Genomic DNA, 22,301 nt, shown 5'->3' with positions numbered 1-22,301 from the left:
ATTTAATCATTTTTTTTATTTATTTATAAAAAATTAATTAATTTAATTACTAAAATATTTATATTTTTTTGTTTTTTATTAATGTTAATTGATCTTGATTATTTTGAATTTGTTGTATATTATTTTTATCAAGTGCGTTTTTAAAAGAAATCATTAGATCCCAATATACATTTTGTAAATCTTTTGTTTCACTCCAACATCTTATAACAAAACTTAAAGAATATGGTGATAATTTATTTAATCCAATTAAGATATCTTGATTTTTCATGACCCTATCTTCTTTATCAATTACTTTTTTTAAGATGTCAATTATTAATTTTGTATCAGTATGATATGACACGTTTATAAAAAATTCATTTCTTCTAATTGGTGCTCGAGTATAATTTATAATGTCTCCTAACAAAATTTTATTATTTGGAATTACTGCTATTTTTCCATCTATTGTTTTTAAAATTGTATAAAATATATCAATATTTATGACTGTTCCTGAAACTTTATCTAAACTTATAAATTCTTTTTTTTTAAAAGGTTTAAAAATTTTTAATAAAATTCCAGCAGTAAAATTTGATATTGTTCCTTGTAAAGTAAATCCAACTGTCATTCCTAAAGTTCCAAGCATAGCAATCATAAAAGTAGGTTGAAAATGATTAAATCTTCCTAATAAAATAATTATTGCTGTAATTATAAATGCATATTTAATCATATTAAAAATCCGCATATTTTTTTACATTTTAAGGTATTAGAAAAAAAATATTTTTTTATTTTTTTTTTTTTTTTTTTTTTAATAATATATATAATTTTAAATATTTAACATATTAATTTTTTTTATAAAAAATTTTTTAATATTTTTATAATAATTTGTAAGAATTTAAATTAAAAAATATTTTTTTCAACTTTGATGAAGTATAATTTTTAGATTTTTGTATCCAATTTCTCGGATCATAATATTTTTTATTTGGTTTATTTTTTCCTTCAGGATTTCCTAGTTGTTTTTGAAGATATTTTTTATTTTTTTTATAAAAATTTAATATTCCTTTCCAAGTAAACCATTGTATATCTGTATCAAAATTTATTTTTATTACACCATATTTTATAGATTTTTTTATGTCTTTTAAAGAAGAACCTGATCCTCCATGAAAAACAAAATTTAATGGATTTATTTTTCTAATTTTATTTAATTTTTTTACATATTTTTGAGATTTTTTTAATATTTTTGGTTTTAGAGATACATTTCCTGGTTTATATACTCCATGGACATTACCAAAGGATGCTGCAATAGAAAAATTTGAACTTATTTTTGACATTTTTTTGTATGCTAAATTTACGTCTTTTGGTTGAGTATATAAATATTTTTTATCTATTTTTGTATTATCTATTCCATCTTCTTCTCCGCCAGTGCAACCAAGTTCCATTTCTAAAAACATCTTTATTTTATTAATTTTTTTAAAATATTTATAACAAGTTTTGATATTATCTTTTAAACTTTCTTGAGATAAATCTAACATATGTGATGAAAATAATGGATTTCCTGTTTTATAAAAAAAATTTTTTCCGGCTTTTATTAATCCATCAATCCAAGGTAATAGTTCTTTATTACAATGATCTGTATGAATTATTATTGGTATTTTATAATATTTTGCTATTAAGTGAACATGTTTTGCTCCAGATATTGCTCCATCTATAGCTTCTTTAAATAATTTTTTTCCAGTATTTTTTTTTCCTGAAATAAATACTGATCCTCCATATGAAAATTGTATAATTACTGGAGATTTAATTTTTGATGCTGTGTTTAAAACCATATTTATTGAGTCTGTATTAATACAATTTATTGCAGGGATTGCAAAATTATTTTTTTTTGCTATATAAAAAATTTTTTTTGTTTCACTTCCGTTTAATACTCCAGTTTTAAAATTTTTTAATATTTTTTTCATTGATTTACTATTCCTATAAGTTAAACATTAATTTTTTTTAAATATTTTTTTTTAAGCATATTAATTGCAGGCAAAGTTTTTTTTTCAATAAATTCTAAGAATGCTCCTCCTCCTGTAGAGATATATGAAATTTTATTTTTTAAATTAAACATATTAATTACAGCTAAAGTATCTCCTCCTCCTGCAATAGAGAAAGCTTTTTTATTTTTAGAAATAGAATAAGCAATTCTTTTTGTACCATCTCTAAATTCAGAAGATTCAAACACTCCTACTGGTCCATTCCAAATAATAGTTTTTGATTTTTTTATAATTTTCTCTATTTTTTTTATACTTTTTTTTCCTATATCCATTATTTCATCATTTTTTTGAATTGTATTAGATTTTTTAAAAATATATTTTATTTCATTTATATTAGTTTGTTTTACTTTTGAATCAATTGGTATAATTATATTATATTTTTTTTTTAATTTTTTAGCTAATTTAATAAAATTTTTTTCATATATTGAATTTCCAATATTATTTTTTATTGCTAAAAATGTATTGGCAATTCCTCCTCCAACTATTACTGTATCTGAAATTTTACATAAACTTTTTAAGATATTGAATTTTGTAGATATTTTTGAACCACCTAATATTGTTATTAAAGGTCTTTTTGGATTTTTTATAGATTTTTGTAAGGATTTTATTTCTGACATTAACAATGGTCCTGCACAAGATATTTTAGAAAAAAATCCGACTCCATAAGTGGAAGATTCTTTTCTATGAGCTGTGCCAAAAGCATCCATTATAAATACATCACATAAAGAAGCATATCTTTTTGATAATTTTTTATCATTATTTTTTTCTCCAACATTAAATCGAACATTTTCAAAAATTAAAATTTCTCCATAATTTATTTTAATTTCTTCATATATATTTTTTTTAAAATGAATTATAGTTTTTTTAAATTTTTTTCTTAAATATTTTACAATAGGAAGTAAAGAATATTTTTTTTTAAATTTTCCTTCAGTTGGTCTACCTAAATGCGATAAAATAATAATTTTTGATTTGTTTTGTAAAGCAATTTTTATTGTATTAAGTGAAGATTTTATTCGTTCATCTGAAGTTATTTTATTATTTTTCATAGGAACGTTTAAATCTAATCTAATTAATATTTTTTTTTTATATATATTAATTTTTTTCATTGTATTAATTAACATTTTTATACCCATAAAATAAAGATGATTTTTTAAAATATTTTTTAAGAAATTATTTTAAAGAAAATATTTATTTTTAATCTAATAGTAAAAATAAATTTTTAATACATTTGATTTAAATAAATTTTTTATAAATTTAAATTTGTATAATAAAATTTTGTTATGTAAAATATTTTTTTAAATAATATTTATTTAATTTTATTAATAATAATTAATTTTGAAACCATTTTTTGATTCCATCTAAAAACATTTGTGTAGATAACATAATTAAAATTAATCCCATTAATCTTTCAAGAACATTAACTACTTTTTTTCCAAATATTTTTAAAAAAATATCTGACATTAATAAAATAATTAATGTAATTAACCAAGCTATTATTAATGATAAAATAAGAGATTTTATACAACTTGAATTTTGATGTGATAATAACATTAGAGTTGCTAAAACTGAAGGTCCTGCAACTAAAGGTATAGCTAAAGGAACTAAAAATGGTTCATCTTTTGATGAAATATTATTTTCATTATTTTCATCATTAGGAAAAATCATTTTAATTGCAATAAAAAATAAAATAATTCCTCCAGAAATAGAAACTGTTTCGGTTTTTAAATTTAAAAAAGAAAGTATATTTTCTCCAGAAAAAAGAAAAGAAAACATAATTAATAGAGCAACTAACATTTCTTTAATTATTATAATTCTACGTCTTTTTGAATCAAAATTTTTTAGTATAGTCATAAATATTGGAAGATTCCCTAATGGATCCATTATTAGAACAAGTAAAATTGTATTAGATATCATATTTTTCATTAATTTTTTCCTATTTTTATTGAAATTTTTTAATTTTTATTTTTATAATGTTTTAATTATATACGATTAATTTTTTTATTAGAATTTTATTTCAATAAATTATATATTTAAATGATAATATATTTTTTAAAAAGTATATAATGTATATAATTTTAAATTTTTAATTTGTTTTTTTTTTTATTTTATTGTTATTAAAATTTATATAAAAACAATTTTTTATTTTTTTTTATTTTTTCTTTTTTTTTAAAATTTTTTATTAAAATTAATTGTATGAGAACATTATGAAAAAAACTGTTGGATTTATTGGTTGGAGAGGAATGGTTGGTTCAGTTTTATTAAATAGAATTTTAAAAAAAAAAGATTTTTTAAATTTTAATTTTATTTTTTTTTCAACTTCACAATTTAGTTTTAAAAATCCTGAATTTAATAGGTTTAATTCGAATAAAATTTTAAAAGATGCAAATAATTTAGATGAATTATTTGAATTAGATATTATTCTGACTTGTCAAGGTAGTGATTATACTAATAAAATATATTATAAATTAAGAAATTCTGGTTGGTCTGGATATTGGATTGATGCTTCTTCTGATTTAAGAATGAAAATTGATTCAGTTATTGTTTTAGATCCAATTAATAAAAAAAATATAATACAATCTATTGATCGTGGAATAAAAACTTTTATTGGAGGAAATTGTACAGTAAGTTTAATGATGCTTGCTTTAGGAGGTTTATTTAGAAATGATCTTATAGAATGGATTTCTTTTTCTACTTATCAAGCGGCATCTGGAGGTGGATCAGGTTATATTTTAGAGTTATTAAAACAAATAAAATTTTTAAATAAATATTTATCTAAAGATGATAATTTATCGAAATCTATTTTAGACATTGAAAAAAAAATTACTAAAATTACTCAAAAAAATAGTTTTCCAATAAAAAATTCTTTAGTACCTTTAATTTTAAATTTAATACCTTGGATTGATTTAGATATGAGTTCTGGACAAAGTAAAGAAGAATGGAAAATGGAAGCAGAAACTAATAAAATTTTATCATTAAAAGATAATAAAAAAATTTTGATAGATGGAACTTGTGTACGTATTGGATCTTTACGTTGTCATAGTCAATCATTTTTAATTAAACTTAAAAAAAATATTGATATTTCAAATATTGAAGACATCATATCTAGTGATAATAAATGGGTTAAAATAATAAAAAATAATAAAAATGATAGTATTAAAAAATTAACTCCATTATCTGTTACAGGTACTTTAAATATTCCTATAGGTAGAATTCGTAAATTAAGTTTAGGAAATAATTATATTTCTGCATTTTCTATTGGGGACCAATTATTATGGGGAGCAGCTGAACCTTTAAGAAGGATGTTAAAATTTCTCATTTAATAAAAATTATTTTTTTTGTTTTTTTTTGAATTATTAATTTATATTATTTTTTTTATAGTGTAAGAAAATGGAATTTTAGAAGTTTCTGATTTTAATAAAATATAATTTGAAAAATTACATAAAAATTTTATTTCTTTATTAATTGTAATATCGTCTGAAGTTATTAAAATTTTTTCTCCGATTTTTATTGATCGGAGTTTATTTCGTAAAAATAACATTGTATCTGGACATCTTAATCCATTTAAATTAAATATATTATTTGTTTTTTTCATTTTTATTTTAATATTATTTTTTAATTAAACATAAGTGATATTTCTTTTAAAACAATCCAAATTGATTCTTCTTCTATTTTTTTTAATGATAATTTTATCCAATTTAGTGATTTTATTATTTTTAAAAAATTAGAATAATTATTTTTTTTTATTGAGCGTATATATAATTTTTGAGAACTTTTCCAGATTTTCATTTTTTTAAAAAAATTTTCTTGTTTATTTTTTTTTATTTTCTTTAACAAAATTAAAATAATTAATTTATTTTCAAGATGTTTAACAATAATTAATGGATGTATTTTAGATTTATTTAATGATTTTAGTACTAATAAGCATTTTTTTACGTTTCCTAACAATAAAAAATTAATCCATTCAAATATTGTATAAATTTTATCATAAATTAAAACTTTTTTTAATTTTTTTAAAGTTATTTTTTTTTTAAATATTAAAGATATTATGTTTAAATTTTGATTTAATAATAAAAAATTATTTTTATATTTATTATATAGAAAATTTTTTAATTTCATATCAATTATTTTATGATTTATGTTTTCTTGTATCCATTGAAAAAATTCATATTTTTTAAAATTAAAACAAGGAATTAATAATTGTTTATTAAAAAACTTTTTTTTAGAGTTTATTTTAATTATATTTGTATAATTTGATTGTTTTAAAATTATTATTATAATATTTATTTTTGTAATATATTTTTTTTTAAAATTTTTAATTATTTCATTATTTATATTTTTTATATTAATTTTTAAAATAATAATTTTTTTTTCATATAAAAAACTTTTTTTTTTGCTATAATAAAAAAAATTTTTCCAATCTTTGTTTTTATTTATTTCTATAATTTTAATTTTATTTATTTTTTTTTTTTTTAAATTAGTTAATATAATTTCTTTATATTTTTCTATAAGAAAAGATTCTTTTCCATATATTATATAACAAAATTTATTTTTTTTATTAATTTTATCTATAATTTCTTTTATATTCATATAAATTAAGTATTTTTCTTTTTTATAAGTGTTATTAAATTAAGAATTTTATTAGGAATAAAAAATTTTTTTAAAATTATTTGTTTATTAATTTTTTTATTTACTAAAGGATTTTTTATACAAATTTTAAATATTTTTTTTTTAGATATATTTTTTTTTGTTGAAATAATACAACATTTTTTTCCATTAATTTGTATAATAATTTTTATAATATTATTTTTAAAAAATATTTTTTTTTCTTTCGGCCATACATTAATTTTTATGTTTTGTTTTTTTTTAAATGTAGAAAGAATAAAATTGCTAAAATGAGGGGTAAAAGGATTTAATAATTTTAAAATAGTTATGAGAGATTTTCTAATAATTAAATTATCATTATTATTATATATTTTTATTTTTTTTATATATTTAAAAAATTTCATAATTTTTGATATTGCAGTGTGAAAGGATTGTCTAAAATGAATGTCTTGCGTAACAGAAAAAATTGTTTTGTTTAGATTTAAATAAATTTTTTTTTGTTGAATATTAAATTTTTCTAATTTTTTTTCTATTTTTTTATCAAAATATTTATTATTAAAATAACAAAACTTCCATAATTTTTTTAAAAATCTATTTATTCCATCTACTGCTAAGTTATTCCATTGTAAATCTGATTTAATTGGTGCTGCGAACATTATAAATAATCTGATTGTATCAGCTCCGTATTTTTTTATTACTTTAATAGGGTCTATGCCGTTATTTTTTGATTTTGACATTTTTATCATTCCTGCATGAAATATTTTTTTTCCTTTAAATTTTTTTATTGAAATAATTTTGTTTTTTTTATTAAACTCTATTTTAATTTTTTTTGAATTAATCCATATTTTTGAATTATTTTTTTTTAAATAATAAAAAGCATTAGAAAGTACCATACCTTGACATAATAATTTTTTTATTGGTTCATCTGTATTTACTAAATTAAAATCACGTAATAATTTATGATAAAATCTTATATATATTAAATGCATAGTTGCATGTTCTATTCCTCCAATGTATTGATCTATTGGTAACCAATATTTTGTAGAAGTAGTATTTAACATTCCTTTTAAAAAATTTGGACATGTATATCTTGCATAATACCAGGATGATTCCATAAATGTATCAAAAGTATCTTTTTCTCTTATTGCTTTAATTTTATTTATTTTTATTTTATATTCTACTTGATTTTTTTTATAATTATTAAAATTTGGAAGTAATACTGGTAATTTTTTTTTTGGAATAGTAATAATTGATTGATCTTTTTTAAAAGCTATTGGAATTGGAGTACCCCAATATCTTTGTCTAGAAATATTCCAATTTTGAAGTTTATATTTTATTTTAATTTTTCCATATTTTTTTTTTATAATTTTTTTTATAATTTTTTTTGAATCAATATTATTTTTTTTAATATTTTTTTTTCTTAAAAAAATTTTTTTAATTTTTTTTTTTTTGTCTAAAAAAAAATTTTTATTATAAAATTCTAAATCATCAGAACTAAATTCTGGAGATGCGATTATTGCACTTGTTCCATATTTTATATAAACGAAATTTGAAATCCATATCGGTATTTTTTTTTTATTTAAAGGGTTTATTGCAAATATTTCAGTATTTATTCCAATATTTTTAATTTTTTTAAAATTAGATGTTGATGTTAATTTATTTAGTTGTTTTTTAACAAATTTTTTTATAAATATATTTTTTTTAGTTAGTTTTTTGATATATTTATGATCTGGTGATATTGCAATATATTTTGCTTTTTTTAAACTATATGGTTTAGTTGTAAAAACTTTTATTTTTTTCTTTATATTTTTTATAAAAAAGTACAATTCTATTCCTTTAGATCTTCCTATCCAATTTTTTTGCATTAATTTAACTTTTTTTGGCCATCCTTTTAACAGTTTTATTCCTTGATATAATTCTTCTGCATATTTTTTAATTTTTATAAACCATTGTGGTAATTTTTTTAACTTAATTTTTGAATCACATCTCCAGCATTTTCCATTTATTACTTGTTCATTTGCTAATACTGTTTTATCTTTTGAACACCATTTTACTAAAGATGTTTTTTTATATATCATTTTTTTTTTATATAATTTTATAAAAAACCATTGTTCCCATTTATAATAATTTGGATCACAGGTAGAAAGTTCTCTGCTCCAATCATAACTAAAACCTAATTTTTTTAGTTGTTTTTTCATGTAAAAAATATTTTTTTTTGTCCAATCATATGGATTTTTTCCATTTTGTTTTGCTGCTTCTTCTGCTGGTAATCCAAATGAATCCCATCCAATAGGTTGTAGAACATTTTTTCCTAACATTCTATGATATCTAGAAATTACATCACTAATTGTATAATTTCTAACATGTCCTATATGTAAATTTCCAGATGGATAAGGTAACATTGGTAAACAATAATATTTTTTTTTTTTAAAATTTTTATGTACTTCAAAGGTTTTTTTTTTTTTCCATTTTTTTTGTAAAACTTTTTCGATTATATGCGGATCATATTTTTTTTTCATAGATATCTTTTTTATAATTAAATTTTATTTTTATTATCAAATAAATTAATAAATTTAAAATTTTTTATTAATTTTTTTTTTTAAAAATCTTTTATGAATCATTTTTTTTGAATAATTTTTTTTTATTAATTTTTTTTAAAATAATTTCTAATACATCTTCAATTGTTATTAATCCTGTAATAACTCCGAATTCATCTACAACTATAGCTAAGTGATTTCTTTTTAATCTAAATTCTTTTAAAATTCTATTTAAACTTTGACTTTCTGGAACAATTACTGGTGGTCTTAAAATTTTTTTTAAAGAAAATTTTTTTTTAGAATTATTAATATATTTTAATAAATCTTTTGCCATTAAAAATCCGCTAATATAATTGTTATTATAATTAATAACAGGAAATCTTGAATGAGATGAATTTGTAATTTTTTTTAAACATACATTTAATGAATCATTTATTTTAAGAGTTATAATTTTTGTTCTAGGAATCATTATATCTTTTACTTTTTGTTTTTCTATATTAATAGCTCCTTTAATAATATTGTAAGTATTACTATTAATAAATTTATTTTTTTTAGATTTTTTTATTAACATTAATAGTTCTTTTTGATTTTTCGGTTGATCAAAAAAAATATTATTTAAAAATAAAGAGATAAATCCCTTTTTTTTTTTATACATATATTGATTTCTCATTAAATTAATTTGAAATATTTTTTTTTTAAAATTTTTTTTATTTTTTATAAATTTATTTTATATAATATGGATTTTTATAACCTAAGGAAATCATTTTTTGAATTTCTATTTTTTCCATATTTTTTCTATCTAATAAATTATTATGTTTATATCCAATTAAATGTAATATTCCATGAATAATAATATGTGCCCAATGTTCAATAATTTTAATTTTATATTTTTTAGATTCTTTTTCTAAAACACTTTTACAAATTATTAAATCTCCAATTAATAATGAATTATTATTATCTTCTCCATTAATAATAGAAAAAGATAAAATATTTGTTTCTACATTTTTTTTTCTATATATATAATTTAATTTTTTAATTTCTTTTTTTTTTACAATTTTAATAGTAATAATAGATTTTTTAATAGATTTTTTTATAATTTTTTTAATCCATTTTTTTATTAAATTTTTATTTGGTATTTTTTTTTTATTTTTATAAGAATTTTGTATGTTTATTTTAATCATTTTTTAATATATTTAACCATTTTTTACATATTTTTTTTTTAAATTTCCTTTTAATTTATACAAGTAAGCTTTATAAATTTTAATAAAAACTATCTTTCCAATTAAACTTTTTGGGCCTTTGAATATTACTATTCTATTATTTTGAGTTTTTCCATATAATTTTTTTTTATTTTTTTTATAAATATATTTTTCAACTAAAACGTCTTGATATGTACCTACCATTTTTTTACTCCAAAAAAGAGTATTTTTGTTAATTTTTTTTTGTAAAATATATAATCTTTTTTTTTTTTCTTTTAAATTTATTTTATCTTTTAATTTTGATGCTATTGTTCCTGGACGTGGAGAATATATAAAACTAAAACTCATATCAAACTTTATTTTTTTTATTAATTTTATAGTTTTTTGAAAATCTTTTTTTGTTTCTCCTGGAAAACCTATTATAAAATCTGAAGTAATTTGTATGTTTGGTCTGATTAATTTCAATTTTTTAATAATTTTTTTATATTGTAAAATGGTATAAGAACGTTTCATAATTTTTAAAATCTTATCAGAACCACTTTGAACAGGTAAATGTAGATAGCTTACTAATTTAGGTATTTTTTTGTATGTTTGAATTAAATCTTTAGTAAATTCTATTGGATGGCTTGTTGTAAATCTTATTCTTTTAATTTTTTTTATTTTTGAAATTATTTTTATAAGTTTTGATAATTTACATATTTTTCCATTATTAAATTTTCCTTTATAACTATTAACATTTTGTCCTAAAAGTATAATTTCTTTTGTTCCATTTTTTGATAAAAATTTAGATTCAAGATATATTTCTTCAGGTGTTCTACTAATTTCTCTTCCTCGTGTTTTTGGTACAATACAAAAAGAACAACATTTATCACAACCTTCCATAATAGAAATATAAGAAATAATTTGTGGAATTGATTTTTTTTGAAAAAATTTAAATTTTTTTAGTTTTTTTGCTCTAATATCAATAATATTTTTAGTATTATTTTTGATTAAATGAATCATTTTTGGTAAACGATGAATTGTTTTTGGACCAAAAACTATGTCTACAAAAGGAGCTCTTTTATATATATTTTTTTTTTCTTGTACTGCAACACATCCTCCAACAGCTATAATTATTTTTTTCTTTTTTTTTAAATTTTTCCATCTTCCTAATTGATGAAATAATTTTTCTTGAGCTTTTTCTCTAATTGAACAGGTATTTAATATTATTAAATCTGATTTTTCAACATGATTTGTTTCTTTACAATTAAAATTTTTTTTTAAAACTTTTAAGATTATAGATGAATCATATTCATTCATCTGACAACCCCATGTTTTTATATGTATTTTTTTCATTTTTTTTATAATATTTTTTTTTAAATTTTAAGAATTATAACAGGGAAATTTTTTTTTATTTTAATTTTTTAAATTATTTAAAAAAAAAATTTAATTTTTTTTATAATTTTAAATAATTATTTTTATATTATATATTGAAAATTTTTTATTTTTTCTTTATTTTAAAAATGAACATTTAAAATTTATTTTTTTTTTAGAAATTAAAACGTTTTTTTTTATTTTTAATATTTAAAAAAATTAATAAAAATACTCCTACAACAATCATTGGAATAGATAGTATTTGTCCTAGAGTATATTTTTTATATAAAAATCCAATTTCTATATCTGGTTCTCTAAAATTTTCTAAAAATATTCTAAAAATTCCATAAAAAATTAAAAAAATACCAGAAATTATTCCTTTTTTTTTTATTTTTTTGGAAAAATAGTTTAATATTATAAATAAAATTACTCCTTCTAAAAAGAATTCAAATAATTGAGATGGATATCTTGGTAAAACTCCATATTTTTCTATTATTTTTTGAAGTTCTGGATTTTTTTTTGATTCATTTAAATCATATTTAAAAGAGTTTGGAAATAAAAATGCTCCAGGCACATTTATAGCTATTCTACCCCATAATTCATCATTAATAAAATTTCCTAATCTACCAATTCCTAAGCTTATTGGAGATAAAATTGCAATAAAATCAGTTATTTTAAAAAATTTAATTTTTTTTTTTATTGAAAAAATTAAACATGAAATAATAACTCCGATTAATCCACCATGAAAAGACATTCCTCCGTTCCAAATTTGAAATAAATAAAATTTATGTTTTAAAAAATAAAAAAATTTATATAAGAAAACATATCCTATTCTTCCTCCAAAAAATAATCCAATAAAACAATAATATATTAATTTGTTAATATATTTTTTTTTAAATAATTTATTATTTTTTTTAAGATATTTTTTTCCATACCATATAGAATATATAAAACAAATTAAATACATTAATCCATACCATTTAAAAGAAAATATACCAAAAGAAAAATAAGTAGGATTAATTTGAGGAAATAAAATATACATTTTTTATCTTTTTTTTATAATTTTATATAATTAATTTATATTTTATAATATATTATTTTTTATATTTCTAATGATAACATTTCATTAATTGTTTGTCGTCTTCGAATTTGATTTAAAACATTTTTTTTTATTAAAATTTCAGGGATTAAAGGTCTACTATTATAATTAGAAGACATTGATGCTCCGTATGCTCCAGTGTCGTGAAAAATTATATAATCTCCTAATTTTACTTTTGGTATTTTTATTGTATAAATTTCACTATTTTCTTTTTGAGTAAATATATCTCCAGATTCACATAATGGTCCTCCGATTACAACTTTTATTTTTTTTAAAGTATTTAGTTTTCTGTTATCTTTTGAAATCACTGAAATATAGTGATAACTTCCATATAAAGCTGGTCTAATTAAATCATTAAATCCAACATTAACTAATATAAAAGTTTGATTTTTTACTATTTTAATACTTTCTATTTTTGATACTAAAATTCCAGATTGAGCTACTAAAAACCTTCCTGGTTCAATTTCTAATTTTATTTTACATTTTAATGTTTCTGATATATTTTTTATAGATTTTTTCCATATTTTATGATAACTTTTTATATTAATTTTTTTATCATTTGTTTTATATGGAATTGGCAATCCTCCTCCTGCTGAAATAAAAGAAATTTTTTTATTAATTAATAAAGCTGATTTAATCATTGCATAACAAACTTTTTTTAAATGATTATAATCTGCTCCAGAACCAATATGCATATGTAATCCAATTAAATTTAAATTATATTTTTGTATTAAAGAAATAGCTAACTGTGTATTCCATACTCCGTGTTTACTATTTTTTCCTCCAGTATTTGTTTTTTTGTTATGACCATCTCCAAATTTTGGATTAATTCTTAACCAGACTTTATGATTTGGTGAAATTTTTCCAATTTTTTTAATCATATCAATAGATCCAATATTAATTGGAATTTTATGTAGAACAACTTTTTTTAATGTTTGTGTATCTATAATATCTGAAGTATATACAATATCATTACAGTTTCCTTTAAATCCAGCTTTTAATGCTCTTTCTATTTCTCCAAGAGAAACTGCATCTATTTTTGCTCCTAATTTTTTCATGATTTTTAAAATATGAATATTTGAGCAAGATTTTTGAGCAAATCTAATAATATCAAATTTTTTTAATTTTAATATTTGTTTTTTTATTGTTTTATAATCATATATCCATAATGGAGTTTTATAAATTTTAATTGCAGATAATATATTTTTTTTTTTAATTATTAATTTTTTTAGTTTTTTCATATTTTTAAATTTTAAAATAGTAAATTATTTTTTTATAGAACGCATAGTTGGAAAAATTATTACATCTCTTATGTTTTTTTGATTCGTAAAAATCATTATTAATCTATCTATTCCTATTCCTAAACCTCCAGTTGGCGGTAATCCGTGTTCTAAAGCTAATATATAATCTTCATCATAAAATTTATTAAAATTTTCTTTTTTTCTTATTTGTTTTTTAAATCTTTTTTTTTGTTCTTCTGAATCGTTTAATTCTGAAAAACCATTACCAATTTCGTATCCTCCAATAAAAAGTTCAAATCTATCTGCAATTTTTTTTTTTTTATCATTTCTTTTTGATAACGGAGAAACTTCAATAGGATATTCTGTAATAAATGTTGGTTCTATTAATTTTTTTTCTACTGTTTTTTCAAATATTTCTGTAATTATTTTTCCTAATTTCCATTTTTTTTTTATATTTATTTTTAATAAGTTAGCAATTTTTTTAATATTTTTCAGATTTTTTAAATCTTTTTTAGATATATTTTTATTAAATTTTATAATAGATTCTATCATTGTTAATTTTTGAAAGGGTTTTTCAAAATTTAAATTATAATTTTGATATTTAATTTCTCTTTTTTTAAACATTTTTTTTGAAATATATTTTATTAAATTTTCAGTAAATTTAATAATATATTTATAATCAGTATATGCAATATATACTTCCATCATTGTAAATTCTGGATTATGACGAGAGGATATTCCTTCATTTCTAAAATTTCTATTAATTTCAAAAATTTTCTCAAATCCTCCTATTATTAGTCTTTTTAAGTATAGTTCTGGAGCAATTCTTAAATACATTTTTTTATTTAATGAATTATGATATGTAATAAATGGTTTTGCAATAGCACCTCCAGGTATATCATGTAACATTGGAGTTTCTACTTCTAAAAATTTTTTCTTTATCATATATTTTCTAATATAAGAAATTATTTTTGCTCTATTATAAAATATTTTTTTTAACTTTTTATTTGAAATAAAATCAATATATCTTTTTCTATATTTAATTTCTTGATTTACTAAACCATGCCATTTTTCAGGAAGTGGTCTTAAAGCTTTTGTTAATAAAATAAATTTATTGCAATGAATTGTTAATTCATTAGTTTTAGTTTTAAATAAAATACCATAGATTCCTATAATATCACCTAAATCTATATTTTTAAATTCGAAATAATTATTTTTATTAGATTTAAATGAATTTTGAGATGAATATATTTGTATTTTTCCATAATAGTCTTGTAATTTTAGGAAAGTAGCTTTCCCCATGATTCTTTTTTGGATAATTCGTCCTGCTATTTTAATTGATATATTTAATTTTTTTAAAGAGTCTCTATTTTTTAAATTGTATTTTTCTTTAATTTTTTTTGAAGAATATTTTTTTTTAAAATTGTTTGGAAAATTAAAACCATCTTTTTTTAAAAATTTTAATTTTTTTTTTCTATTATGAAATTCGTTATTTTCATTTTCATTATTTTTTTCTATTTTTTTTATTTTTTTTACTATTTTCATTCTTTTAAAATCCTAATTTTAAACTTTTTTTTATAAATTTATCTATTTTTCCATTTAAAAATTTTTGTATATTTTTTGTTTCTAAACCAGTTCTTTCATCTTTTATTCGTGAATCATCTAATATATATGATCTGATTTGATTTCCCCATTTTATTTTTGATTTATTTTTGTTTATTTTTTTTTTTTTTAATATATTTTTTTTATTTTGAAGATTAAATATTTTAGATTGTATTTGTTTTATTGCTTGTTTTTTATTTTTATGTTGTGAACGATTACTTTGACATTTTGATATGATACCGCTAGGAATATGTGTTATTCTAACAGCTGATTCTGTTTTATTAACGTGTTGTCCTCCAGCTCCTGAAGCTTTATAAACATCTATTTTTAAATCAGATTTGTGTATTTTTTTAAAATTTTTACTTTTTATTATAGGATATACAAATATTGAACTAAAAGATGTATGTCTTTTATTTCCTGAATTAAATGGACTTTTTCTTATTAATCTATGTATTCCTGATTCAGTTCGTAACCAACCAAATGAATATTTTCCTTTAATTTTTATTGTCGCATATTTTATTCCATTTAATTCATTATTATTTATATTTATAATTTCTGTTTTAAATTTTTTTTTATAAGACCAGTTTAAATACATTTTTAGTAACATTTTGGACCAATTTTGTGCTTCTATTCCTCCAGATCCAGATTTTATATCCATATAGCAATTTTTTTTATCTATTTTTTTGATAAATATTTTTTTAAATTCTAAATAATTTATTTTTTTTTTTATTTTTTTTAATGATTTTTTTATATCTTCCAAAATAGAAAAATCAGATAATTTTATTGAAAGTTTTAATAATTTTTTATTTTCTTCAATTTTTTTTTTTATATATTTGAATAAAACAATTATTTTTGTTATTTTTTTTTTTTTAATATTATATTTTTTAATATATTTTATGTTATTCCAATTTTTATTAGAATTTATTCTATCATTTATTTCTAATATTTTTATTTTTTTTTTTTTTAATTCAAAGATTTTTCCTAAGTTTTTTATTTTTTTTAATATATTTTAATATTTTTTTTTGAATTAATTTAATTTTATACATATTTTTTTAAATTTTTGTTTTGATTATTTTAAATTATATAATATAAATTGTCTAACGTATAAATTTTTTTAGATTATTACATATTTTAAATTAAAAAAAAATTTTCAAAAAAAATTTTTTAGATATTATTTAACATTCTATTTTTAATATATTATAATAAAGAATAAAAAAAATTTTATCTTTAAAATATACAATACTTATGATAAAGAAAATTTTATGATACCTATAACAGAAATTCTTCCTTCTTTTTCTTTTTTAAAGAAATTAACTATTATTAAAGTTTCTGGAAAAGATACATATAGATATTTACAAAATCAAATTACAGCAAATATGAATTTATTAAAAAAAAATAAATATATTTTTTGTGGTCATTGTAATGATAAAGGAAAAGTATGGAGCACATTATTTTTTTTTAAAAAAAATAATAATTATTTTTATATATTAAGAAATAGTGTTTATTTAAATCAAGTCAAAGCTATGAAAAAGTATTCTATTTTTTTTGATGTTAAAATAAAAAAATATAAAAAATTTTTTTTATTTGGTATTTCAGGTGTTAATGCTAAAAAAAAATTAAAAAAAATTTTTAAAATTTTACCTAAAAAAAAAAATCCTATTATTTATTTAAAAGAAAATACACTTATTTGGTTAAAAAATTTGTTTGAAAGATTTTTGATAATTATTCCTTATAAGAAGTTATTTTCTTTTAAAAAAAAATTTGAAAAAGCAGGTTTTTTAAAAAATAATAAACAGTGGCTATTAATTGATATTAAAGAAAATATTCCGATTATTGAAAAAAAAACTTCATTATGTTTTTTTCCTCAAGAAATTAATTTACATAAATTTGAAAATGCATTAAGTTTTAAAAAAGGATGTTATATAGGACAAGAAAATATAGCTAAAATTAAATATAAAAAATTAAATAAAAGATCTTTATTTATTTTATATTGTTTTTATAAACAGAATATTTTTTCTCCTGGAGATTTTGTATATGTAAAAATTAAAGATAATTGGATTAAAAAAGGAATTTTATTATCTTCAGTAATAGTTAGTAAAAAAATTATTTATGTTCAAGTAGTATTAAACAATTTATATAAAAAAAAAAATATTTATAAAATAAATAATGTTTTTTTTAAAGTTTTTATATAAAAAATTAAAATGTTATATATTTTTTAATTTATTAAAATTATTAAAATGTTAAATTTATTAATTTTTATATTTTATAATTTAAAAGTTAAAAATATTTAAAATTTTAAGATTTTTTTATATAGATTTATAATAATATTTTTTTATATTTTTAAAATTTACTGAGTATAAAATAACTATATGATTAATACAGAAAAAATTTTTATTATTTCTGCTCCTAGTGGAACAGGAAAATCAAGTTTAATAAAAGCTTTTTTAAAAAAAGAAAAAATAATAAAAGTTAAATTATCTATTTCATTTACAACTAGATTAATTCGACCTAATGAAAAAAATGGAATTGATTATTATTTTATTTCTAAAAAAAAATTTAAATGTATGATAAAAAAAAATAAATTTTTAGAATATGCTAAAGTCTTTAATAATTATTATGGAACATCTTTAAAAAATACAAAAAAAATTTTAGTATCAGGAAAAAATATTTTGTTTGATATAGATTGGAAAGGAGCGCGACAAATTAAAAAAATTTATCCTCATTCTAAAAGTATTTTTTTAATTCCTCCTTCTAAAAAAGAATTACTCAAAAGATTATATAAGAGAAATCAAGATACAAAATTAGTTATATTAAAAAGAATGAAAAATTTTTTAAAAGAAATGAAGCATTATTTAGAATATGATTATTTAATCATAAATGATAATTTTGATTATTCAATTTCTAATTTAAAATCTATAATTCATTCTTATAGTTTATTAACTTCATATCAAGATATAAAAAATAAAAAATTAATTCATAACTTATTAGAATTATAATTTATTATTTTTTTTTCTTAAAGCGCATTTTCTTTCATTTTCAGTTAAAAGTTTTTTTCTTAAACGAATTGATTTTGGAGTTATTTCTATCAATTCGTCATCATTTATAAAACTAATTGCTTGTTCAAGAGTAAAATTTATTGGTTTAATTAAATTGATTGCTTCATCTGTTCCTGAAGCTCTCATATTTGTAAGTTTTTTTCCTGTTAAACAATTTACTGTTAAATCATTTGATTTAGTATGCATTCCTATTATTTGTCCTTGATAAACATTTGCTCCATGTCCAAGAAATAATTTTCCTCTATTTTGTAGATTAAATAATGCAAATGCTACTGCATATCCAGTATTATTGGATATTAAAACACCATTTCTTCGTTGTCCAATTTGTATTTTAGATATTTTTTCATAATGACTAAAAGATGAACAAAATAAACCAGTTCCAGATGTAATATTAATTAATTCTGAACGAAATCCAATTAATGCTCTACTTGATAAAATATATTCAAGTCTAACTCTTCCTTTATTATCTGAAATCATATTTTTAATTTCACCTTTTCGTTCTCCTAAATATTTCATAATTACTCCTTGATGCTTTTCTTCTATATCTAGAATAACATGTTCAAAAGGTTCTTTTTCTATATTATCAATTTTTTTAAATATTACTTTAGGTCGAGAGACTTCTAGTTCATATCCTTCTCTTCTCATGTTTTCTATTAAAATAGATAAATGTAATTCACCTCTTCCAGAAACACAAAAAATACTTGAATCTTTTGTTTCTTTTACTTTTAAAGCAACATTATGAATTTTTTCTTTATTTAATCTCTCTAAAATTTGTCTTGAAGTAATATATTTTCCTTCTCTTCCAGAAAATGGAGAAGAGTTTACTGAAAAAAACATTTTTACTGTAGGTTCATCTATTTTAAGTTTAGGTAAAGGAATAGAATTTTCAATATCACATATTGTATCTGAAATTTTAATATTTTCTATTCCAGTAATAGCAATTATATCTCCTGATATTGCAGAATTTACGTTAATTCTTTTTAATCCAAAATATGTTAATATTTTATTAATTTTACCATAATAATTTTTTCCTTTATTATTTATTATTTTAATTTTTTCATTTATTGCAATTGATCCAGAATTAATTCTTCCAATTCCGATTACTCCTAAATAATTATCATAATCTAATTGTGAAATTTGCATTTTAAATTTTTTTTTTACATTATTTTTTGGTGCTGGAGTATATTTAATAATTGATTCTAATAAAGGAACCATATTATTGACTAAATTTTTATAATCTAATCCGGATTTTCCTAATAAAGCTGATGTATAAATTATTGGAAAATCTAATTGTTGATCAGTTGCATTTAAATTTATAAATAAATCAAATACTTGATCTACTACCCAATCTGGTCTAGAATTAGATCTATCTACTTTGTTAACTACTAAAATTGGATTTATTTTATATTTAAAAGATTTTTCTGTTACAAATCTTGTTTGAGGCATAGGACCATCTAAAGCATCTACTACTAATAAGACAGAATCAACCATAGATAATACACGTTCTACTTCTCCTCCAAAATCAGCATGTCCTGGAGTATCAACAATATTAATTTTATATTTATTCCACATAATAGATGTATTTTTTGAAGTAATTGTAATTCCTCTTTCTTTTTCTAAATCATTACTATCCATTACTCTTTCTTTTTTTTCTTCATGACTTTTAAAAATTCCTGATTGTTGTAATAATTTATCTACTAATGTTGTTTTTCCATGATCAACATGAGCAATAATTGCAATATTTCTAATGTTTTTGTTCATTATAAATTTTCCTTTTTGTTAAATTATTTTTATATTTTAAAATTTATTTAATTTTTAAAAAATATATTTTATAAAATATTTATTTATAATAATACATTTATTAAAGTTTAACAGTATTATATAATTTTTTTTATATAATAAATTATATTATTATTTTTTATAAAACGTTTAAAAAATTATTAATTATTTTTATATAAGGTTTTTTATGAAATTATTAAATTTTAACTCTTTTTCTTTTTTAAAAAGTTTTAGTTGTATAAAAGAAATAGATATTAATTTTGGATTTGAAATAGCTTGTATTGGTTATTCTAACGTTGGAAAATCAACTTTAATAAATGTTTTATCAAATAAAAAAAAATTATCTCGAGTTAGTAAACTTCCTGGAAGTACTCAATTAATTAATTTTTTTAATATTTTTGATAATTTTAGAATAATAGATTTTCCTGGTTATGGTTATTCTAAATTTTCTAAACAATCACAATTAAAATGGGTTGAAGAAATTAAAAAATTTATATCTTATAGAAAGTATTTAATTGGAGTAATAATTTTAGTCGACATTAATTTTTTTTTTAAAAAAAATGATTTAGAAATTATGAATGTACTTAATAAAAAAAAAATAAAAATAATAATTTTGTTAAATAAATGTGATAAAATTAATAATTTTTTAAAGAATGAAAAATATATTTTAGCTAAAAAAAAAATATTATCTTTAAAAATTAAAGCTGATATACAAATTTTTTCTTCTTTTAAAAAAATTGGAATTTTGCAATTAAAAAAAAAAATTAATTCTTTATATATAAAAAAAATATAATTTTTTTATTGCTTTAAAAAAATTATTTTTTTATTAATTGATTAAACCAATAAGATTTTTTAAATGATTTTTTTAATTTAATAAAATCATTTTTTTTAAAATATTGAAATAATTTTTTTATATTTGGTTTTTTTAATTTAAAATTTTTGTTTAATTTTTTTAATTTTATATTCATTTTTATTTTTGATAAAGAATATGAAAGAAAAGCAATTTTTTTATTTTTTTCAAATATTTTTTTTAAATTTTTTGAATTTCTAATATTTAACAATTTTAATTTATTTAAATTTTTATAAATTTCTTTTAATGATTTAAAAATTTTTAAAATTTTTTTTGCTGTTTGTATTCCAATACCTGGAATTCCAGGAATATTATCTGAACGATCTCCTACAATTGCTAAAAAATATTTTATTAGTTTAGGTGGAACTCCATATTTTTTTTTGACTTCTTTAATTCCTAAAATTTTACCATTATGGTGAAGAATATTTATATTTTTATTAACCACTTGAGTTATATCTTTATCATTTGTTAAAATTAATATTTTTTCTATTTTTTTAATTTGTTGAGTTGCTACAGTACATATAATATCATCTGCTTCAAATTTAGGTATTTTTAATACTGGAATACCTATATATTTTATAATTTTTATTACAGATTTTATTTGTTTTTTTAATTCTTGTGGTATTTTTTTTCTATTTTTTTTGTATTTTTTGTATATTTCTTTTCTGAATGTTTTTTTTTTATGATCGAATATTATTATTATTTTATCTGGATTATATTTATTAAAAACTTTTTTTAACATTATTAAAATTCCGTATATTACACCTGTAGGTTTTCCTTTTTTGTTTTTAAAATTTTTAAAAGCAAAATATGATCTATATAAATAATTTGTACCATCTACTATTATTAATAATTTATTTTTTAATTTTGTCATATTTTTTCTATTTTTTATAATTATAATTATAATAAAAAAATTTATTTATTTTGTTTTTTAAAATTTTTTTATTCTAAGTAATACAAATTATATTTTAAAA

20 protein-coding genes are annotated in these 22,301 nt (G+C 17.8%); 4 read left to right on the top strand and 16 right to left on the bottom strand.

All coding sequences use genetic code 11. The features are described from left to right. Positions 1-58: 58 nt before the first annotated feature. From AACK90_RS00720 to AACK90_RS00705, 4 genes are all read right to left on the bottom strand, one after another. Positions 59-703 carry a mechanosensitive ion channel domain-containing protein gene (locus AACK90_RS00720; RefSeq protein WP_339043496.1) on the bottom strand — a complete coding sequence of 215 codons (645 nt, stop codon included), beginning with the start codon at positions 701-703 and terminating at the stop codon, positions 59-61. A 145-nt stretch (positions 704-848) separates the two neighbouring features. Next, entirely contained in the window at positions 849-1,931 is a 1,083-nt protein-coding gene (gene fbaA / locus AACK90_RS00715) for a class II fructose-bisphosphate aldolase (RefSeq protein ID WP_339043494.1), read from the bottom strand. Between the two features lie 20 nt (positions 1,932-1,951). Then, the gene (locus AACK90_RS00710; RefSeq protein ID WP_339043492.1) at positions 1,952-3,130 is read right to left on the bottom strand and encodes a phosphoglycerate kinase; all 1,179 of its coding nucleotides are present in this window, start codon (positions 3,128-3,130) and stop codon (positions 1,952-1,954) included. Between the two features lie 208 nt (positions 3,131-3,338). Beyond that, positions 3,339-3,932, bottom strand: coding sequence for a YhgN family NAAT transporter (locus AACK90_RS00705; RefSeq protein WP_339043490.1), 594 nt, complete (start codon positions 3,930-3,932; stop codon positions 3,339-3,341). Positions 3,933-4,213: 281 nt separating this feature from the next. Between AACK90_RS00705 and asd the strand changes: the two genes are divergently transcribed. Next, positions 4,214-5,329 (top strand): aspartate-semialdehyde dehydrogenase, encoded by a 1,116-nt coding sequence (asd, locus tag AACK90_RS00700; protein ID WP_339043488.1) that lies wholly within the window; start codon positions 4,214-4,216, stop codon positions 5,327-5,329. Positions 5,330-5,367: 38 nt separating this feature from the next. Here the strand turns inward: asd and AACK90_RS00695 are convergent, their stop codons facing one another. From AACK90_RS00695 to prfB, 10 genes are all read right to left on the bottom strand, one after another. Continuing rightward, on the bottom strand, positions 5,368-5,601 hold the full coding sequence (locus AACK90_RS00695; RefSeq protein WP_339043486.1) for a sulfurtransferase TusA family protein: 234 nt from the start codon (positions 5,599-5,601) through the stop codon (positions 5,368-5,370). A 20-nt stretch (positions 5,602-5,621) separates the two neighbouring features. Further along, positions 5,622-6,596: a DNA polymerase III subunit delta gene (holA, locus tag AACK90_RS00690; RefSeq protein ID WP_339043484.1), complete on the bottom strand. Its 975-nt coding sequence runs from the start codon at positions 6,594-6,596 to the stop codon at positions 5,622-5,624. 5 nt (positions 6,597-6,601) lie between these two features. Then, complete coding sequence (gene leuS / locus AACK90_RS00685; RefSeq protein ID WP_339043482.1) at positions 6,602-9,130, bottom strand: leucine--tRNA ligase; 2,529 nt, start codon at positions 9,128-9,130, stop codon at positions 6,602-6,604. 91 nt (positions 9,131-9,221) lie between these two features. Continuing rightward, positions 9,222-9,803, bottom strand: a complete 582-nt coding sequence (locus tag AACK90_RS00680; RefSeq protein ID WP_339043480.1) for a CBS domain-containing protein — start codon at positions 9,801-9,803, stop codon at positions 9,222-9,224. Positions 9,804-9,870: 67 nt separating this feature from the next. Beyond that, positions 9,871-10,329, bottom strand: a complete 459-nt coding sequence (gene ybeY / locus AACK90_RS00675; RefSeq protein ID WP_339043478.1) for an rRNA maturation RNase YbeY — start codon at positions 10,327-10,329, stop codon at positions 9,871-9,873. A gap of 12 nt (positions 10,330-10,341) precedes the next feature. Next, positions 10,342-11,682 (bottom strand): tRNA (N6-isopentenyl adenosine(37)-C2)-methylthiotransferase MiaB, encoded by a 1,341-nt coding sequence (gene miaB, locus AACK90_RS00670; RefSeq protein ID WP_339043476.1) that lies wholly within the window; start codon positions 11,680-11,682, stop codon positions 10,342-10,344. Positions 11,683-11,875: 193 nt separating this feature from the next. Beyond that, positions 11,876-12,742 (bottom strand): prolipoprotein diacylglyceryl transferase, encoded by an 867-nt coding sequence (gene lgt, locus AACK90_RS00665; protein WP_339043474.1) that lies wholly within the window; start codon positions 12,740-12,742, stop codon positions 11,876-11,878. A gap of 59 nt (positions 12,743-12,801) precedes the next feature. After that, positions 12,802-14,040 carry a diaminopimelate decarboxylase gene (gene lysA, locus AACK90_RS00660; RefSeq protein WP_339043472.1) on the bottom strand — a complete coding sequence of 413 codons (1,239 nt, stop codon included), beginning with the start codon at positions 14,038-14,040 and terminating at the stop codon, positions 12,802-12,804. Positions 14,041-14,064: 24 nt separating this feature from the next. Next, a complete protein-coding gene (lysS, locus tag AACK90_RS00655; protein WP_339043470.1) occupies positions 14,065-15,585 on the bottom strand; it encodes a lysine--tRNA ligase in 1,521 nt (506 codons plus the stop codon). 4 nt (positions 15,586-15,589) lie between these two features. Further along, a protein-coding gene (gene prfB / locus AACK90_RS00650; RefSeq protein WP_425333435.1) for a peptide chain release factor 2 occupies positions 15,590-16,688 on the bottom strand; the annotation gives its coding sequence in 2 pieces (ribosomal slippage) (positions 15,590-16,651 and positions 16,653-16,688; 1,098 coding nt in all). A 216-nt stretch (positions 16,689-16,904) separates the two neighbouring features. Between prfB and ygfZ the strand changes: the two genes are divergently transcribed. Then, on the top strand, positions 16,905-17,834 hold the full coding sequence (ygfZ, locus tag AACK90_RS00645) for a tRNA-modifying protein YgfZ (protein WP_339043468.1): 930 nt from the start codon (positions 16,905-16,907) through the stop codon (positions 17,832-17,834). Positions 17,835-18,011: 177 nt separating this feature from the next. After that, positions 18,012-18,638: a guanylate kinase gene (gmk, locus tag AACK90_RS00640; protein ID WP_339043466.1), complete on the top strand. Its 627-nt coding sequence runs from the start codon at positions 18,012-18,014 to the stop codon at positions 18,636-18,638. Here gmk and typA read toward each other — a convergent pair. Then, the gene (gene typA, locus AACK90_RS00635; protein ID WP_339043464.1) at positions 18,633-20,459 is read right to left on the bottom strand and encodes a translational GTPase TypA; all 1,827 of its coding nucleotides are present in this window, start codon (positions 20,457-20,459) and stop codon (positions 18,633-18,635) included. The genes gmk and typA overlap by 6 nt on opposite strands. 205 nt (positions 20,460-20,664) lie before the next feature. Between typA and yihA the strand changes: the two genes are divergently transcribed. After that, complete coding sequence (yihA, locus tag AACK90_RS00630) at positions 20,665-21,270, top strand: ribosome biogenesis GTP-binding protein YihA/YsxC (RefSeq protein ID WP_339043463.1); 606 nt, start codon at positions 20,665-20,667, stop codon at positions 21,268-21,270. A gap of 22 nt (positions 21,271-21,292) precedes the next feature. Here yihA and AACK90_RS00625 read toward each other — a convergent pair whose 3' ends face one another. Then, the gene (locus tag AACK90_RS00625; RefSeq protein WP_339043461.1) at positions 21,293-22,201 is read right to left on the bottom strand and encodes a 5'-3' exonuclease; all 909 of its coding nucleotides are present in this window, start codon (positions 22,199-22,201) and stop codon (positions 21,293-21,295) included. Positions 22,202-22,301: the final 100 nt, after the last annotated feature.

Origin of the sequence: Buchnera aphidicola (Periphyllus acericola) (assembly GCF_964019855.1) — a bacterium.
In the GTDB taxonomy this organism is placed as follows: domain Bacteria; phylum Pseudomonadota; class Gammaproteobacteria; order Enterobacterales; family Enterobacteriaceae; genus Buchnera_J; species Buchnera_J aphidicola_BC.
This window is presented reverse-complemented; position numbering and strand designations above follow the sequence as displayed.

Coding starts and splice junctions, on each gene's coding strand:
- AACK90_RS00720 (WP_339043496.1), bottom strand. CDS start 703: ATGATTAAATATGCATTTATAATTACAGCAATAATTATTTTATTAGGA.
- fbaA (WP_339043494.1), bottom strand. CDS start 1,931: ATGAAAAAAATATTAAAAAATTTTAAAACTGGAGTATTAAACGGAAGT.
- AACK90_RS00710 (WP_339043492.1), bottom strand. CDS start 3,130: ATGTTAATTAATACAATGAAAAAAATTAATATATATAAAAAAAAAATA.
- AACK90_RS00705 (WP_339043490.1), bottom strand. CDS start 3,932: ATGAAAAATATGATATCTAATACAATTTTACTTGTTCTAATAATGGAT.
- asd (WP_339043488.1), top strand. CDS start 4,214: ATGAAAAAAACTGTTGGATTTATTGGTTGGAGAGGAATGGTTGGTTCA.
- AACK90_RS00695 (WP_339043486.1), bottom strand. CDS start 5,601: ATGAAAAAAACAAATAATATATTTAATTTAAATGGATTAAGATGTCCA.
- holA (WP_339043484.1), bottom strand. CDS start 6,596: ATGAATATAAAAGAAATTATAGATAAAATTAATAAAAAAAATAAATTT.
- leuS (WP_339043482.1), bottom strand. CDS start 9,130: ATGAAAAAAAAATATGATCCGCATATAATCGAAAAAGTTTTACAAAAA.
- AACK90_RS00680 (WP_339043480.1), bottom strand. CDS start 9,803: ATGTATAAAAAAAAAAAGGGATTTATCTCTTTATTTTTAAATAATATT.
- ybeY (WP_339043478.1), bottom strand. CDS start 10,329: ATGATTAAAATAAACATACAAAATTCTTATAAAAATAAAAAAAAAATA.
- miaB (WP_339043476.1), bottom strand. CDS start 11,682: ATGAAAAAAATACATATAAAAACATGGGGTTGTCAGATGAATGAATAT.
- lgt (WP_339043474.1), bottom strand. CDS start 12,742: ATGTATATTTTATTTCCTCAAATTAATCCTACTTATTTTTCTTTTGGT.
- lysA (WP_339043472.1), bottom strand. CDS start 14,040: ATGAAAAAACTAAAAAAATTAATAATTAAAAAAAAAAATATATTATCT.
- lysS (WP_339043470.1), bottom strand. CDS start 15,585: ATGAAAATAGTAAAAAAAATAAAAAAAATAGAAAAAAATAATGAAAAT.
- ygfZ (WP_339043468.1), top strand. CDS start 16,905: ATGATACCTATAACAGAAATTCTTCCTTCTTTTTCTTTTTTAAAGAAA.
- gmk (WP_339043466.1), top strand. CDS start 18,012: ATGATTAATACAGAAAAAATTTTTATTATTTCTGCTCCTAGTGGAACA.
- typA (WP_339043464.1), bottom strand. CDS start 20,459: ATGAACAAAAACATTAGAAATATTGCAATTATTGCTCATGTTGATCAT.
- yihA (WP_339043463.1), top strand. CDS start 20,665: ATGAAATTATTAAATTTTAACTCTTTTTCTTTTTTAAAAAGTTTTAGT.
- AACK90_RS00625 (WP_339043461.1), bottom strand. CDS start 22,201: ATGACAAAATTAAAAAATAAATTATTAATAATAGTAGATGGTACAAAT.